Annotated in this window: 14 protein-coding genes and 1 pseudogene; 13 read left to right on the plus strand and 2 right to left on the minus strand. The window is 38.4% G+C overall.

Annotated elements, in window-relative coordinates; genetic code table 11:
• Positions 1-10: 10 nt before the first annotated feature.
• The 3 genes and pseudogenes from HMPREF0493_RS04965 to HMPREF0493_RS04975 all read left to right on the plus strand — a co-directional run.
• Entirely contained in the window at positions 11-379 is a 369-nt protein-coding gene (locus tag HMPREF0493_RS04965; RefSeq protein WP_040457254.1) for a hypothetical protein, read from the plus strand.
• A 106-nt stretch (positions 380-485) separates the two neighbouring features.
• Positions 486-1406, plus strand: coding sequence for a DMT family transporter (locus HMPREF0493_RS04970; RefSeq protein ID WP_040457255.1), 921 nt, complete (start codon positions 486-488; stop codon positions 1404-1406).
• 12 nt (positions 1407-1418) lie between these two features.
• Positions 1419-2024, plus strand: a pseudogene (locus HMPREF0493_RS04975) (EamA family transporter); the annotation flags it as partial.
• A 105-nt stretch (positions 2025-2129) separates the two neighbouring features.
• On the opposite strand, the gene HMPREF0493_RS04980 reads toward HMPREF0493_RS04975, so the two are convergent.
• Positions 2130-2813 carry a type 1 glutamine amidotransferase gene (locus HMPREF0493_RS04980; protein WP_040457257.1) on the minus strand — a complete coding sequence of 228 codons (684 nt, stop codon included), beginning with the start codon at positions 2811-2813 and terminating at the stop codon, positions 2130-2132.
• A 75-nt stretch (positions 2814-2888) separates the two neighbouring features.
• The gene (gene thiD / locus HMPREF0493_RS04985; RefSeq protein ID WP_006352214.1) at positions 2889-3701 is read right to left on the minus strand and encodes a bifunctional hydroxymethylpyrimidine kinase/phosphomethylpyrimidine kinase; all 813 of its coding nucleotides are present in this window, start codon (positions 3699-3701) and stop codon (positions 2889-2891) included.
• 134 nt (positions 3702-3835) lie between these two features.
• Here thiD and glpK point away from each other — a divergent pair, with 134 nt between their 5' ends.
• The 10 genes from glpK to HMPREF0493_RS05035 all read left to right on the plus strand — a co-directional run.
• Positions 3836-5347: a glycerol kinase GlpK gene (gene glpK, locus HMPREF0493_RS04990; protein WP_006352215.1), complete on the plus strand. Its 1512-nt coding sequence runs from the start codon at positions 3836-3838 to the stop codon at positions 5345-5347.
• Between the two features lie 2 nt (positions 5348-5349).
• Positions 5350-5541 carry a helix-turn-helix domain-containing protein gene (locus HMPREF0493_RS04995; protein ID WP_006352216.1) on the plus strand — a complete coding sequence of 64 codons (192 nt, stop codon included), beginning with the start codon at positions 5350-5352 and terminating at the stop codon, positions 5539-5541.
• Between the two features lie 43 nt (positions 5542-5584).
• Positions 5585-7165: an ATP-binding cassette domain-containing protein gene (locus HMPREF0493_RS05000; protein WP_006352217.1), complete on the plus strand. Its 1581-nt coding sequence runs from the start codon at positions 5585-5587 to the stop codon at positions 7163-7165.
• Between the two features lie 178 nt (positions 7166-7343).
• Complete coding sequence (locus HMPREF0493_RS05005; protein ID WP_006352218.1) at positions 7344-8117, plus strand: tyrosine-protein phosphatase; 774 nt, start codon at positions 7344-7346, stop codon at positions 8115-8117.
• 12 nt (positions 8118-8129) lie between these two features.
• On the plus strand, positions 8130-9080 hold the full coding sequence (locus HMPREF0493_RS05010) for a LacI family DNA-binding transcriptional regulator (protein WP_006352219.1): 951 nt from the start codon (positions 8130-8132) through the stop codon (positions 9078-9080).
• Between the two features lie 108 nt (positions 9081-9188).
• On the plus strand, positions 9189-10856 hold the full coding sequence (locus HMPREF0493_RS05015) for a glycoside hydrolase family 13 protein (RefSeq protein ID WP_006352220.1): 1668 nt from the start codon (positions 9189-9191) through the stop codon (positions 10854-10856).
• A gap of 3 nt (positions 10857-10859) precedes the next feature.
• Positions 10860-12584 (plus strand): glycoside hydrolase family 13 protein, encoded by a 1725-nt coding sequence (locus HMPREF0493_RS05020; RefSeq protein WP_006352221.1) that lies wholly within the window; start codon positions 10860-10862, stop codon positions 12582-12584.
• Between the two features lie 149 nt (positions 12585-12733).
• Positions 12734-15004, plus strand: a complete 2271-nt coding sequence (locus HMPREF0493_RS05025) for a glycoside hydrolase family 65 protein (protein ID WP_040457258.1) — start codon at positions 12734-12736, stop codon at positions 15002-15004.
• Positions 14989-15660 (plus strand): beta-phosphoglucomutase, encoded by a 672-nt coding sequence (gene pgmB, locus HMPREF0493_RS05030; RefSeq protein ID WP_006352223.1) that lies wholly within the window; start codon positions 14989-14991, stop codon positions 15658-15660. Before HMPREF0493_RS05025 ends, pgmB begins: the two co-directional genes overlap by 16 nt.
• Before the next feature lie 9 nt (positions 15661-15669).
• Positions 15670-15968: ATP-binding cassette domain-containing protein (locus HMPREF0493_RS05035; RefSeq protein WP_006352224.1), on the plus strand; the 299-nt coding region annotated here is incomplete at its 3' end.

The raw sequence follows: 15968 nt of genomic DNA on the forward strand, positions 1-15968 counted from the left end.
AAGAGTACTTTTGAAGAAAACTATTTCCCTGATTACCCGGATAATTATTTTACTTTTAGGTTTAGGACTTGCCGGCTTTATGATTTGGCAATTGTTTACTGGAACACGCATGTTGGATTTCGATGTGCAAACACAAGGTCCGGTAATCGTGGTTGTATTTGGTATTTTGCTTTTGTTAACTTTGGGAACAGCATTTAGCTTTTTTGCCAATCAACACTTTTCGTCAACAATTTATCTCGGTGGTGTGCTAGCAATGATGGCATTAATCTTATGGATTCGCCATCCCGAACAGGCTGATATTTACCGTTTGTACTTTATCTATGGCTTACTGGTCGGTTTGTTAAGTCCATTTGTTTTGGATCATAATAGTAAACAATAAGTAAGATTAAAAATACTTGAAAAGCATAATCATGTTGATAAAGTAACATGGCTATGCTTTTTCTTGTGTTATGATAATTATTGTCGAAAAACAGGGGAGGAATTGTATGGTAACGCAAAAGCAGCGTCGTCTTTGGGCATTTTTAGCAGCTCTAGCTTGTGTGATGTGGGGCATTTCAGGATTATTTGCTAAAGCCTTGTTCAATATTAGTCCGGAAATTACGCCGATGTGGCTATCGCAAATTCGGATGGTTACATCAGGAATAGTTTTGATCATTTTGGCAGGAATAGTTGGTCAAAAACCATTTGGGACTATGAAAAACAAGCATGATGCCTGGGTGATAATTGCTTATGGTATTTTTGGCCTCTTGCCGGTACAGCTGTTTTATTTTATTGTTGTACAAAAGGCTAATGCATCGATTGCTACGATTTTACAGTTTGTTGGTCCATTTTTTGTTATGGGATATTTAGCCATTACTCATAAACAGGTCATGCGGAAATTAGATGTGGTTGCGGCAATTTGTGCCTTTATCGGCGTCGTTTTGCTCGCAACTCACGGCAATTTCAATCATTTTGCAATTACGCCGGACGTCCTGTTTTGGGGTCTTCTCTCAGCTGTCGGAGTTGCAACCAACACCTTAATTCCAATCAGTGTTTTAAAGAGGGTATCCAGTTTGGTAGTTACTGGCTGGGGCCTTATTTCAGCTGGAATTTGCTTAATGATTGTGCATCCGCAAATGCCGAAAATTTCAAGCGATCCTAGAGTTTGGTTTTATACTGCGGCTGTAATTATTATCGGAACAATTATTCCTTTCCAATTAATGACTAATTCATTGCGCTTTATTAAGGCCTCAACTGCTAGTTTGCTTGATGCTTTTGAGCCATTTTCCGCAACTGTAGGTTCCGTTTTAGTCTTTGGTTTGGTCATGATGCCAATGGATTGGGTAGGATCTATTTTAGTTGTTTTGTCAGCGATGGCACTTAATATTTCTCCTAAGAAAAAAGATAAAAATAAAATTCATCAATAATTGAGGATAAAAATGGTAACGCAAAAACAGCGGCGCTTTTGGACCTTTTTAGCCGCCTTGTCAGCAGTTATGTGGGGCATTTCTAGTTTATTCGCAAAGGCTTTGTTTAATGTCAGTTCAGAGGTTACGCCAATCTGGCTGACCCAAATTAGATTAATCGTTTAAGGAATTGTTCTGCTCGTTTTTGCGGCAGTATTTAAGCAGAAACCGATTAAAACTTTAAAAAATAAGCATGATGCCTGGATTATTTTTGCTTATGCGATCTTTGGCTTGCTGCCAGTACAATTGTTTTATTTTATCGTTGTTCAACAGGCCAATGCTTCAGTAGCTACGATTTTACAATTTATTGGTCCATTTTTTGTCATTGGATATTTGACTGTAACGCAATAAGCAAGTTATGCGCAGATTGGATATAATTGCAGCTATTCTCGCGTTTGGCGGCTTTTTTTATTATCTACGCATGGAAAAATAAATGAACTAATCATTACACCAGTTGCATTGTTCTTCGGCTTGCTATCAGCTGTTGGCGAAGCAAGTTATACTTTGATTCCGGTGAGCATTGTGAAAAGAACGTCCAGCTTAGTGGGTACCGGTTGGGGGATGCTGACGGCTGGAATGGATTGGGTCGGTTCGGTTCGATTTTAGTAGTATTAGCGGTGATGGCGTTAAATATTGTACCGAGTAAAAAAATAAAGCTTAACCAAAACGGTTAAGCTTTATTTTTTATTCATTAACTTCTTTTTTACCAACACGTTGATCATGACGAGCAATAATCATTTCCATAATTGCATTAGCGACATTAACATTTTTAAGCAATGGACCATGTGAATATGAACCAATAAAATTGCGATAGCGCACGCCTTCTTTTTTATCTTGCGGGTTATTGCCATATCCTTCAATCATATCTCCCAATGGATGAAGCTTGTCAGTATTGTCAAAGTAGGTTTGACCCGAATGATTTTCAAATGCCTTAACTTCGCCCCATTCAGTCATATAACGCGTATCGCCGATCATTCTCTTATCTGCCTTGAAGACTGTGTGCAAAGGCAGAATATCCAACCCTTTAATGGTTACGCCTGAATTTGTTTTGTAGTAGCTGCCCATCAATTGGTAACCGCCACAAATGCAAAGCATCGGATTTCCTTCGCCAATGTATTTTTCTAATGTTTCTTTATGACGTGTTAAGTCCTTAGCAACGACAGTTTGTTCAAAGTCCTGTCCACCACCAAAGAAAACAAAGTCGTAATCTTCAGCGTTAAAATCATCACCTAAAGAGATATTGTCAACTTGTGTGTCATAGCCTTCCCGTTTTAATAAAAAACGCAGGATTTTGACATCACCCGAATCACCGTAAGTGTTCATCAGATCTTCATACAAGTATGCAATTTTAATTAATTTATCGCTCATATTATCGTCCCTTATTTGTCCAATTTTACTTGTTTTAGTATAGCCTAAAAGTTGCTGTTGGAGCAAAAAAGAATATTATTCATGTTCACCCTGTTGTGCTGCTAAATGATTGATTGGACCAAACTTTGAGCCAACTTCAATCGGGTGTGAAATTGCATCGTAGGTAAAGTCCTTGGCTATTTTGACAGCCTTTAATAAGTCGGTTCCCTTGGCTAATTCAGCTGCAATGACTGCGGATAAAGTGTCGCCAGTTCCGTTAACCCGGTTGGTCTTAAAGTATGGCTTGGTAAAAGTGTGAAATTCGCCATTTTCGGTTAAAAGAATATCGGTAACTTCATCTTCGCTGCCGTCATGGCGCCCCTTCATTAGAACATTTTTAGCACCCATCTTCTGCAAAATATGGGCACCTTTTTTAACTTCATCAATATCGTTCAATTCAAGACCAGTCAATTTCTTTTGTTCATAATAGTTAGGCGTGATAACGTCGGCCAATGGAACTAGGCGCTTGATAAAAGTGTCATAAGACCTATCATCCATTAAAGTATTGCCGTGTTTGGTAGAGATGACTGGATCGATGACAATCTTGCCAAAATCATATTTTTCCAAATTATCAGCGACAACATTCATGACTTTTGAATCGGCCACCATTCCGGTCTTTGCGGCATTAATGTCGAAGTCATCGGCCAAAACATCGAATTGTTTTTGAATAAAATCAAGCGGCATCACTTCTTGCGCGTAGATTCCGGTTGTGTTGCCGGCAACTGCCGCTGTCATTAAGCCCATTCCATAAACGCCGCGTGCGTAAAAAGAGTGCAAATCAGCTGGCATGCCTGCACTTCCGTCACTATCATTACCAGCGATTGTGACAGCAATTGGTTCTTTTTTCATATTTTAGCCTCCAGTTTTATCTCCATTATTTATATAAAGTATAACTGAATAATAATGCAGTTGTAGAAAAAATGCTTTTTAAATAAGGAAGAAAACAGTAAACTAAGATGAGAAAGCGGTTACGGAGGAAAATTATGGCAAAAAACGCAGAACAATATATTATGGCGATCGATGAGGGAACCACTTCGACGAGAGCAATGATTATTAACCATGAAGGCAAAGAAATTGTCTCAAGTCAGCGTGAATTTCCGCAATATTTTCCGCAACCAGGCTGGGTTGAGCATAATGCAGAAGAAATTTGGCAAACTGTTCAAACAACGATTGCGACAGCTTTCATTACTTCTGGTATTCGGCCTGATCAAATTGCTGGAATCGGGATTACCAATCAGCGTGAAACGACGGTTATCTGGGATAAGGAAACCGGTCGTCCGATCTATCACGCGATAGTTTGGCAATCACGGCAGACGACGCCGTTAGCTGAAAAGCTGAAAAACGATGGCTACAGTGAATTAATTCGAAAGAAAACTGGTTTAATTATTGATCCTTATTTTAGTGCCACCAAAATTCGCTTTATTCTTGATCAAGTTCCTGGTGCACAAGAACGGGCGGAAAAAGGCGAGCTATTATTTGGTACGATTGATAGTTGGCTGTTGTGGAAATTAACCGATGGCGAAATTCATATGACCGACTACACCAATGCTTCTAGAACAATGCTGTTCAATATCCATACTCTTCAATGGGATGACGATATTTTGAAATTGCTCAATATTCCTAAAAAGATGCTACCGGAAGTTCATTCCAATTCCGAAATTTATGGTTATACAGCTCCTTATGCCTTTTTTGGTGGAAAAGTTCCAATTACCGGAATGGCCGGTGACCAACAAGCTGCTTTATTTGGTCAACTGGCTTTAAAGCCAGGGATGGTCAAAAACACTTATGGCACGGGTTCATTCATTGTTATGAATACCGGTGAAAAGCCAACGCAGTCCAATAATAATTTGTTAACGACAATTGCTTATGGCATTAATGGCAAGGTAAATTATGCATTAGAGGGGTCCGTTTTCGTCGCCGGTTCAGCTATTCAATGGCTGCGTGATTCTATGAAAATGATTAAAACAGCTTCTGAATCTGAAGAGGCTGCTTTAAAGTCAAAATCGCATAATGAAATATACGTTGTTCCTGCCTTTACGGGTTTAGGTGCACCATATTGGGATGCGGAAGCCCGCGGTGCGATTTTTGGCCTGACGAGAGGAACGAGCAACAACGATTTGATTAAAGCTACACTGCAGTCGATGGCTTATCAAACAAGGGATGTTGTCGATACGATGAAAAAGGACTCTGGCATTGCAATCCCAACCTTGCGCGTTGATGGCGGTGCATCGAACAATAACTACTTAATGCAATTCCAAGCCGATATTTTAGGAACCAAGATTGAGCGAGCAAAAATCTTGGAAACAACTGGCATGGGTGTCACATTTTTAGCTGGGTTGGCAGTAGGCTTTTGGAAAGACACTGATGAGTTAAAACAAATTGCTCAGATCGGACAATCTTTTGTTCCACAATTAGAAGAAAAAGGGTGCCAGCAATTATATGATGGCTGGAAGCGAGCCGTTAAAGCTACAGAAGTTTTTGCACACGGTGAATAAATATGACAATTGGTGAGGCTTTAAAAAAAGAGCGAAAAGATCTGGGCTTAACGCAAACTGAGATGGCAGCAGGTGTAATTTCAACTGCGCATTATTCCAAAATCGAACGTGATAAACATGATATTTCTGCTTATGATCTTTTTGAAATACTAACGAAAAATAATATTAGTTTATTGGATTTTATAAAAAAATAGAAAATACATATTTTTATATTTAACGAAAAAAGTAGTAAAAACTATGAACATAAATTTCAAATGGACTGTTAAAAATTTGCCGTTCTGGCTCCTTTTACTCATTGTGATCACTTTAATTGCTGGTGGTTTTGAAGGAGTTATTAACGGTATAATCTTAGGTCAATTTCCTAACTTAGTTGGTAAAAGTGGTACAGATTTAATTCTATTTTTGATTAAAAGTACGATAATTTTTGTTGCTACATACACTGCAATTGTTTTACAAAATATCTTTCTTAATATGGCTCGTAAGCGTCTGAGAGTTAAGTTAAAGAAAACTATGTTGATCAGTAGCTTCGCTTTAAAGGAAGATGCAGCAAGTGGTCTTAACCATATTAGTAATGATGTAACTAAGATTGATGATCAATATTTCGCCGTGATTGACGGAATTTTATCAACAGGTACAGCTGCAATCATTTCTACAATTTATGTTCTAAGAGTAAATTTACTCATGGGAATCATCTTTGTTGCTTTCTCATGCTTAAGTTTGATCCCAATGTTGTTTGGAAAGAATAAATTAGGAAAACTGGGCGAGCAATGGAGTAATGAAAACAGCCAAATGATGCGTTCGGCTAGTGACTGGTTTAAAGGTTTACGCGATATTTTGCAATATCAAGCTCAAAAGCCGTTCTTTAAGCGAGTTAGCCAAGATGTTGAAACTAGTGAAAATACTTTATTAAAGCAAGAAAATCTACAATGGTGGATTCAATATGCTAACTTGTTATTCACAGTTTTAGCTATTATTGCACCATGGGCAATTGGTTTTTACTTCATCACTACTCATCAATTTGGCGTAACGATTAGTGCACTGCTTTCGTTAACTTTATCAGCAAATAGCGTTGTACAAAATTTCCGTGGGTTAATGCAATATTGGGCACAAGTTGCCAGCACGACTGAGATTAGAAAATTTAAACTTGCTAAAAATGATATTTTTGAAGATGCTAAAACGGAAAATGAAAAGCCAGATATCAAATTTGATGATGTTAGCTTAACTTACAAGGATCATCCAATTTATCAGAATTTGAACTTTGATTTAGCTTATGGCAAAAAGGTATTGTTGCAAGGTCCATCCGGATCAGGCAAGAGTACGCTACTTAATATGGTTTCAGGTCTGCTTAAACCAACACATGGTACGATAAAAATTGGTGGTGAAGATCCTAATCCTGCACAATCTGTTTATATTGCTCAAACGCCATGGTTATTCCAAGGGACAATTAAAGATAATCTATGTTTAGGTGAATCGTTTACTGATCAGCAACTACTAAAAGTTTTAAGTGAAGTAGGCTTAACTAATGAATTAGGTAAAGATCCGCTGAATCGAGTAATTCACCCTGAACAAGAAGACTTATCAGGTGGTCAAAGACAGCGCTTAGTTATTGCTAGAGCATTGTTACGTGATCGTCCAATTATTCTGCTGGATGAAATCACTGCAGCACTTGATGAAAAGAATTCGGATGATATTAGAGAGATTCTGTACAATACTCATAAGACGATTATTGAAAGTGCACACCATATTAATTTTGACCTGGCAAAAAAGTACGGCTTTGAATCATGGACAATTGATAATCATCATTTAGTAAATAAATAGGTAAATCTGAGTTGGCTATAACCAACTCTTTTTTAATATACAACTAATGATTGATTGAGTATTAGGTGAGATTAAGATATATTAGTTAGAGTTATAATTGCTTAAAGATAGCAACTTTCGTTATAATTCTATAGTCGAAAGTAGAATGAAAATGATTACATGATTGAGGTGATAACAAATGACACATGATAGAATTGTCGCACTTGATGGGCCGCTTAATTTCCGCGATATTGGTGGTTATAAAAATAATCAAGGGCAAAGCGTGAAATGGAATAAAATCTACCGTTCTGATTCACTCAGTTCTTTATCTTACAAAGATAAGATCACGTTGACCAAATTGCGGATCACTGTCGACTGCGATTTACGTTCAAATTATGAGAAAAATTCTGCTCCCGATGTTCTTTGGGATCATGTGAAATATGTTGATGCACCACTATATTCAAATGATTTAAATGAGGATAAAGCTAATAATAAATTATTCAGATTTTTCCATCATTTACCTGATTTGAAGGACAATTTTATTGGACAAATCTATCAGCGAGCGATTCTTAACACGCACAGCCAAGAAGAGTTTGCAAAAATTTTTGCCGAACTGCTCGAACTTCCAGAAGATGAGGCACTTGTTTATCACTGCAGTGCAGGAAAGGACCGAACAGGAATGACATCGGCGCTTATTTTGATGGCACTCGGCGTTGATGATGACACGATTGCCCGTGATTATTTGCTAACCAATACCTTGTATGATTTTGCACTTGCTAAAAACTTTCCAAGCACTGATGAAATTTCGAGCATGATTGCTAAAATGAACGTTACAAAAGGCGAAGGAACAGCAATTCATGGCATTACCGATACTATTCGTGCAGGTTGGGGCAATTTTGATTCATTTTTCAAAAAAGAACTTGGCTTTAGCCAATCAGACTTAAACCAGTTTAGACAAATGTATTTAGAATAGGTAAATAAAACTATGGTAACTTTATCAGATGTAGCTAAAGAAGCTAATGTTTCAAAGATGACAGTTTCACGGGTGATCAACCACCCTGAACAAGTTACGCCAGAATTGAGGAGTTTAGTTGAACAAGCAACTGCTAAGCTGGATTATCATCCGAATGCTATTGCGCAAGCATTAGTTAATAATCGTTCTAATGTTGTAAAGTTTGTTACTTTGGAAGACATTGATTCGACTGAGCCTTATTATATTAACTTGTTGTTCGGCTTTGCTCGCGGTCTTAATGAAAAGCAATATGCGATGCAGCTAGTGGCCGATCCGACGAAAATCGAAACAGGACGTGCAGATGGTTATTTGATTACAGGAGCACGCAACAAAGATTATGAATTGTTCGATCAATTAGATAAGCCTTTTGTTTTATTCGGTGAAAATCACCGTGGCTATGACTTCGTTGATAACGATAATCAATTAGGTGAAAAAATTGCGACCGAATATGCAATGAATCGATTTTATAAGCAAATAATTTTTATCGGAATTGATATTAAAGAACCGTTTGAATATTCGCGTGAGGCCGGTTATATCAATACTTTGCAAAAGAATCAAATTATTCCGCAAATTTATCGTGTGCCAAATCACAGCCATTCTGCTCAGGATTTGATTCATGAACATTTTAGTGAATTCAAAAAGGATACTTGCTTCATTTGCGCAAGCGACCGAATTGCAATTGGCGTTGAACGACAGCTGCGGATTGAAAACGGCAAAGTGCCAGAAGACTTTGGCGTAATTGGCTATGATGGCGTCTTTTTGGATCAAGTTGCTAATACAAAATTAACAACGATTAAACAGCCAATTATGGAAATGGGTGAAATGCTGGCAAACATGCTGCTGAAAAAGATTGAGCAGTCAGGTTCACCGCAAGGAGAAGTAATGATAAAACCAACTTTGATTCGAAGAGGATCAACTAGATAAAGGGAACGAGATCCTTTTCTCGTTCCTTTTTTTGATACCGATAACATCATATTTTAAGTTGAAAGCGGTTACGGTAATCGACTAGACTGTTACTTGGAGGAAAAGATTATGGCACATTGGTATAATCACGCAATTATTTATCAAATATACCCCAAATCCTTCCAAGACTCGAATGATGATGGAATTGGGGATCTTAATGGAATAAAAAAGAGAATTCCGTACTTAAAAAACCTAGGTATTAACGCTGTTTGGCTGAATCCTGTTTTTGTATCGCCACAAGTTGACAATGGCTATGATGTTTCAAATTATTTTGCCATTGATCCACATATGGGGACGATGGAGGACATGGAAAACTTGATTAAGGCTTTCCATGAAGCAGGGATTCACGTCATTATGGACTTTGTCTTAAATCATACTTCGGACCAGCATCCATGGTTCCAAGATGCAATTAAGAATCCAAATAGCATTTACCGTGATTATTATATTTTTGCCGGCGAAAATAATAAGCGTCCCAACAATTGGGGCAGCTTCTTTGGCGGCAGTGTTTGGGAGCCCGACCCAGCTGGAACCGGTGAATTTTACTTCCACTTGTTCGACAAGCGAATGCCTGATTTGAATTGGAAAAATCCTGAAGTACGACATGCGATGTTGAAAATTGCGGAATATTGGCTGGATAAGGGGATCGATGGTTTAAGATTGGATGCCTTTATTCATATTGGCAAAGCTGATTTGCGTCAGAGTTTTCCAACTGTTGATAATAGTGACAAGCCGGTTGTTGCAGAACCGTTTTTCGCTAACTTGCCACAAGTGCAAGAGTGGATGCGGCCATTCTGCGAAAAGATTAAGCAGGACTATCCAGAAACTCTATTATTAGGTGAAGCAGCTAGTGCCAGCGTTAACTTAGCAGTTGACTACACTAGCAAGCGCAATCACTTGATGGATAGCGTAATTACCTTCCGTTATTTCAGTGAAGATGATAGTCACGTTGATCCAAGCTTCTCAGCTCAATATCAGCCTAAACCGCTTGATATGACTGCTTTTAAGCAAAATCAAGCAGTTTGGCAGCAGACCTTGAATGGCATTTCAGAACCAACTTTGTATTGGGGCAACCATGATATGGCTCGTCTTAGAACGCGGGTTGCCAACAATGACACTGAAGCACGCAGTTTGGCAATGCTAATGTATTTGCAACACGGAATTCCTGTGATTTATTACGGTGAAGAATTAGGCTTGCAAAATTTGAAATTTGATCATGCCGAACAGTTTGAAGATATGACGGTTAAGCCATTTATTGAATCCGCTGAAAAAGCAGGCAAGAGTGAAGAAGAAGCCATAGCAATGGTTAGTGCAACGCATAAGCTGCCTGCACGTGGCCCAATGCCATGGAATAATGATAAATTTAACGGCTTTTCAAAAGTAAAGCCATGGATTGACGGAGAAAAAGTTGATGCTGCCAGTGTAGCAGATGAAGTTGATGATGATACTTCAATTCTTAGTTTTTATAAAAAGATGCTAGCTCTGAAACAAACAGATCTTTTCCAAGATGGTAGCTACTATCTATTGTCAACGGATAAAAACTCTTATGTTTATGAGCGTGATCTCGGAGATGAAAGTGCCATTGTTGCGGTTTCACTTAGTCCGGAAAAAACGACTGTGGAAATTCCAGCCGAATATGAAACTGAAGTATTAAGTGCAGGTCAGTATCAATTAAATAAGCAAAAATTAACCTTGATGCCATATGCTGGCGTTGTTTTGATGAGAAAAAAGGAGAATTAAAAGATGCAAGTAGCTGCATTACGTCATAGATCAGAAAGCGAAGATTGTTTTGTTCTTGATCGCAACCGTGTACGCGTTCGTTTTCACACTGCAAAAAATGATGTTGAAAAAATTATTGTGCACTATGTTGACAATTACATGCCACCTTTATCTGCTAAACAAGTTGAAATGGAAAAAATTGGTTCAGGTGAGGTAGAAGATCATTGGGGAGCTACGCTTGAAGTGCCATACCACCGAATCAAGTATACTTTTGAAGTAACTGGCAAAGATGGCGATCGCAAGATTTTTGGGGACCGTGGCATTTATGACTACAGTAAGAAAAGCTTACTAGCCGATGGTTCCTACTTTAGAGTTCCATATTTACATGAAATTGATATGGATAAAACGCCAGATTGGGTAAAACATACAGTTTGGTACCAAATTTTCCCGGAACGTTTTGCTAATGGCGATAAGTCAAATGATCCTAAAGGTACTAAACCTTGGAATCCAGACGATCACCCTGGCCGCGAAGACTTCTATGGTGGTGACCTGCAAGGTGTACTTGACCACTTGGATTATTTGCAAAAGCTAGGCGTTAATGGCCTTTACTTCTGCCCTATCTTTAAAGCAAGCTCCAACCACAAGTACGATGCTGTCGACTATTTTGAAATCGATCCTGCTTTTGGTGATAAGGACTTGTTTGCAAAGGTTGTTAATGAAGCTCATAAACGTGGCATGAAAGTTATGCTTGATGCCGTATTCAACCATATCGGCAAGGACTCAATGCAATGGCAAGATGTAGTTGAAAATGGTGCAAAATCACGCTTTGCCGATTGGTTCCACATTAACTCCTTCCCAGTTGAACCATATCGCAATCCAGCTAAGGGTGAAGGCCAACCACCATATGAAACTTTTGCCTTTGAACCAACAATGCCTAAGCTGAATACTGCCAACCCTGAAGTTCAAGATTATTTGCTTGAAATTGCTACTTACTGGGTTAAATACTTTGATGTTGATGCTTGGCGTTTGGACGTTGCCAATGAAGTTGATCACCACTTCTGGAAGAGATTCCACCAAGCTTTAGTTGCAATTAAACCTGATTTTTATATCGTTGGTGAAATTTGGCACTCAGCTCGTCCATGGCTCAATGGTGATGAATTCTCAGGCGTTATGAACTATCCATTCACTTTGCAGGTTGAAGATCACTTCTTCCACCATGCAATGTCAGCTAAAGCTATGGTTGAGCACTTGAATGATCAAATGATGTTGTATCGTGACAGCACCAACCAGGCAATGCTTAATACTTTGGACAGTCATGATACTGCAAGAATTAGAACCGTGGCTAACGGGGATGAAGATCTCGCATTGCAGGCAATGGCCTTTATCTTTACGCAAACTGGAAGCCCATGTATTTACTACGGTGATGAAATGGGAATGGAGGGCGGCAATGATCCCGATTCTCGTAAGCCAATGAATTGGAGCAAAGAAGACAGCCCAATCTGGAAGAGAGTTCATGCTTTAGTTGAAATGCGCTTAAAGCATGCACAAACCTTTGGTAAAGGAAAAGTTTTGTTATCTGTAACTGAAGATGGCTTAATCAAGGTCGATCGAACAGGTGAAGAACACATAATTGCTTACTTCAATACAACCGATCATGATATTCGACTTGCCGCTGACAATGAATTACTGAAACAAAACTATGATGGCGGAAAGCTTGCTCCAAAGGGATTTATAGTTATTAAAGCATAAGAAATGATGAATAAAAGGCTAGTGCATCACTAGTCTTTTATTTTTTATCTTAATTCTGATACCGTTAACATCGATTTTGATATTGTAAACCGCTTTCATATCCGTAATAATGTAAACGTAAACAAAAAAGCACTTTAGGGAGAATGATTATGAAACGAATTTTTGAAATCGATCCTTGGAAAGTTGTAACTCATACTTTTAATCCTGAAGATAAAAGATTGCAAGAAAGTATGACTGCAATTGGTAATGATTACATGGGTATGAGAGGAAACTTTGAAGAAGGCTATTCAGGTGACAGTCTTCAAGGTACCTACTTGGCTGGGGTTTGGTTTCCAGACAAAACTGTAGTAGGTTGGTGGAAAAATGGTTATCCAAAATACTTTGGTAAAACTCCTAACGCGCCCAGCTTTATCGGAATCGGAATTACAGTAAATGGTGAAAAGATCGACTTAGCTAAAGTAAAATTTGATGATTTTGAATTAGCACTCGATATGCACCAAGGTCTTCTTACAAGAAGCTTTATTTATGAAGGCAAGGACGTCAAAGTAAAATTTGAATTTGAACGTTTCCTTCATATTATTCAAAAAGAAGCTGCTCTAATTAAAGTTAAGGCAACTGTACTTGAAGGTCATGCAAAGATTTACTTTGACTCAACTTTAGATGGAACTGTAGTTAACGAGGATAGTAACTATGGCACCCGTTTCTGGATTCCACTTGGCGAAGATAAAGAAGCTAAGACTATTCAAGTAAAAACTAAGTCAAATCCTTATGATGTTCCACAATTCACTGTTTTGCTTAAAGAAAGCTTGCGTCATAACGGTGAAGCAGTTAACGGCGAAGTTACTACTGAAGATGCAAAATTAAGCGAAAAATTCTCAGTAGACTTAAACGAAAACGAAAGCTATGAACTTGAAAAAGATGTCATTGTTGTAACTAGCCGTGACGTTGAAGACAAAGATCAAAAAGCTGTTGCTAACAACTTAATGACCAAGCTTCAAGAAAAGAGTTTTGAAGATAACTTAGCAGATCATACAGAAGCTTGGAAGAAGCGCTGGGAAACAAGTGATGTTGAAATCGCTGGCAATGACGCAGCTCAACAAGGTATTCGTTTTAATATTTGTCAATTGTTCATGACTTACTATGGTGAAGACAAGCGCTTGAATGTTGGACCTAAAGGTTTCACCGGAGAAAAATACGGTGGTGCTACTTACTGGGACACTGAAGCTTACATCGTTCCAATGTACTTAGCCGTAACTAAGCCAAGCGTTACAAGAGCACTTCTTCAATATCGTCACGATCAATTGCCAGGTGCCTACCATAACGCTAAGGAACAAGGCCTTCCAGGTGCATTATTCCCAATGGTTACCTTCAATGGTATTGAATGCCACAACGAATGGGAAATCACTTTTGAAGAAATCCACAGAAATGCGGATATTCCTCACGCAATCGCTATGTACACTGACTACACTGGCGATGATAGCTACGTTAAGAACGAAGGTATGGATGTTTTAGTTGGTACCGCAAGATTCTGGGCAGCTAGAGTTCACTGGTCTAAGTGGCGTAACAAGTATGTAATACACGGTGTAACAGGTCCTAACGAATACGAAAACAACGTTAACAACAACTGGTTTACCAACACTATGGCAAGATGGCTACTCAAGTACACCTTGCAACGTTTGCCACTTGCTACAAAGAAAGCTCAAGAAAGAGTTCACGTAACTGAAGAAGAAAAAGCTAAATGGCAGGACATCGTAGACAAGATTTATTTACCAGAAGATAAAGAACGCGGCATCTTCTTACAACAAGATGACTTCTTAGACAAAGATATTCGTCCAGTTAGTGAAATCGAAGATCAACGTCCAATTAACCAACACTGGTCATGGGACAAGATCTTAAGATCACCATTCATCAAACAAGCTGATGTTTTACAAGGAATCTACTTCTTAAACGACGAATATACTATGGAGCAAAAAGAAAAGAACTTTGACTTCTATGAACCATTAACAGTTCATGAAAGTTCACTTTCTCCATGTATTCACTCTATTTTGGCTGCTGAACTTGGCAAGCAAAAGAAGGCTGTTGAGCTTTATGAAAGAACTGCTCGTCTTGACCTTGATAACTACAACAACGATACGGTTGATGGTTTGCACATCACTTCAATGAGTGGTTCATGGCTTGCAATTGTTCAAGGTTTCGCAGGTATGCGTTACGATCACAACCAATTGAAGTTCAACCCATTTGTTCCGGATGATTGGGATCACTACAGCTTCAAGATCAACTACCGTGATCGTTTGATTGAAGTTTATGTTGATCATGAAGAAACAAAGATTACTTTACTTAAAGGCGAAGACCTAGAAGTATTAGTAAAAGGTAAGAAAGTAGTACTTAAAGAAGGTAAAACCGAATGCTTAAAGGATTAATTTTTGACTTAGATGGCGTTTTAACTGACACAGCTCGCTACCACTTAAGTGCTTGGAACAACCTCGCTAAAGAATTAGGAATCTCTTTAAATCAAGATCAACTTGATTCTCTACGTGGTATTTCAAGAATGGATTCATTAGAACTCATTTTGAAATATGGTGGCCAAGAAAATAAATATTCAGAAGCAGAAAAAGAAAAATTTGCTGCTGAAAAGAATGCTAAGTTTGTTGAACAAGTTGAAACAATAACACCAAAGGATATTTTGCCTGGTATCCCACAATTGCTTAAAGATGCTAAGGCACAAAACCTGAAGATGGTAATTGCTTCAGCTTCCAAAAATGCACCAAAGATTTTAAATCGTTTAGGCATTATGGATGAATTTGATGGCATTGTTGATCCAGCAACCTTGCATCACGGCAAGCCAGACCCAGAAATTTATGAAAAGGCTCAAGAACTTACTGGTTTCAAGGCTGATGAAGTTATCAGTTTTGAAGATGCAAAGGCCGGTGTTGAATCAATCAAAGCTGCAGGTCAATTTGCAGTTGGAATCGGTGACAAGGAACTTCTTAAAGAAGCTGATTACATTGTTCCTTCAACTGCAGATTTGAAGTTAAGCGAAATTGAGAAAGTATTTGAGAAAAAACAAGGGAAGTAGGAGGAAAGTATGGTTGAGGTTGATTTAAACCATATTTATAAAAAATATGAAGGCAATGATTTCTATTCAGTAAACGACTTTGATTTACATATCAAAGATAAGGAATTCATCGTTTTCGTAGGTCCATCAGGTTGTGGTAAGTCCACTACTTTGAGAATGATTGCCGGCTTGGAAGACATTTCAAAGGGTACTTTGGAAATTAACCACAAGGTAATGAATGACGTTGCCCCAAAGGACCGTCGCATTGCCATGGTTTTCCAGAACTACGCTTTGTACCCGCACATGAGCATTTACGACAACATGGCCTT

Source organism: Lactobacillus amylolyticus DSM 11664, assembly GCF_000178475.1.
GTDB classification, from domain to species: domain Bacteria; phylum Bacillota; class Bacilli; order Lactobacillales; family Lactobacillaceae; genus Lactobacillus; species Lactobacillus amylolyticus.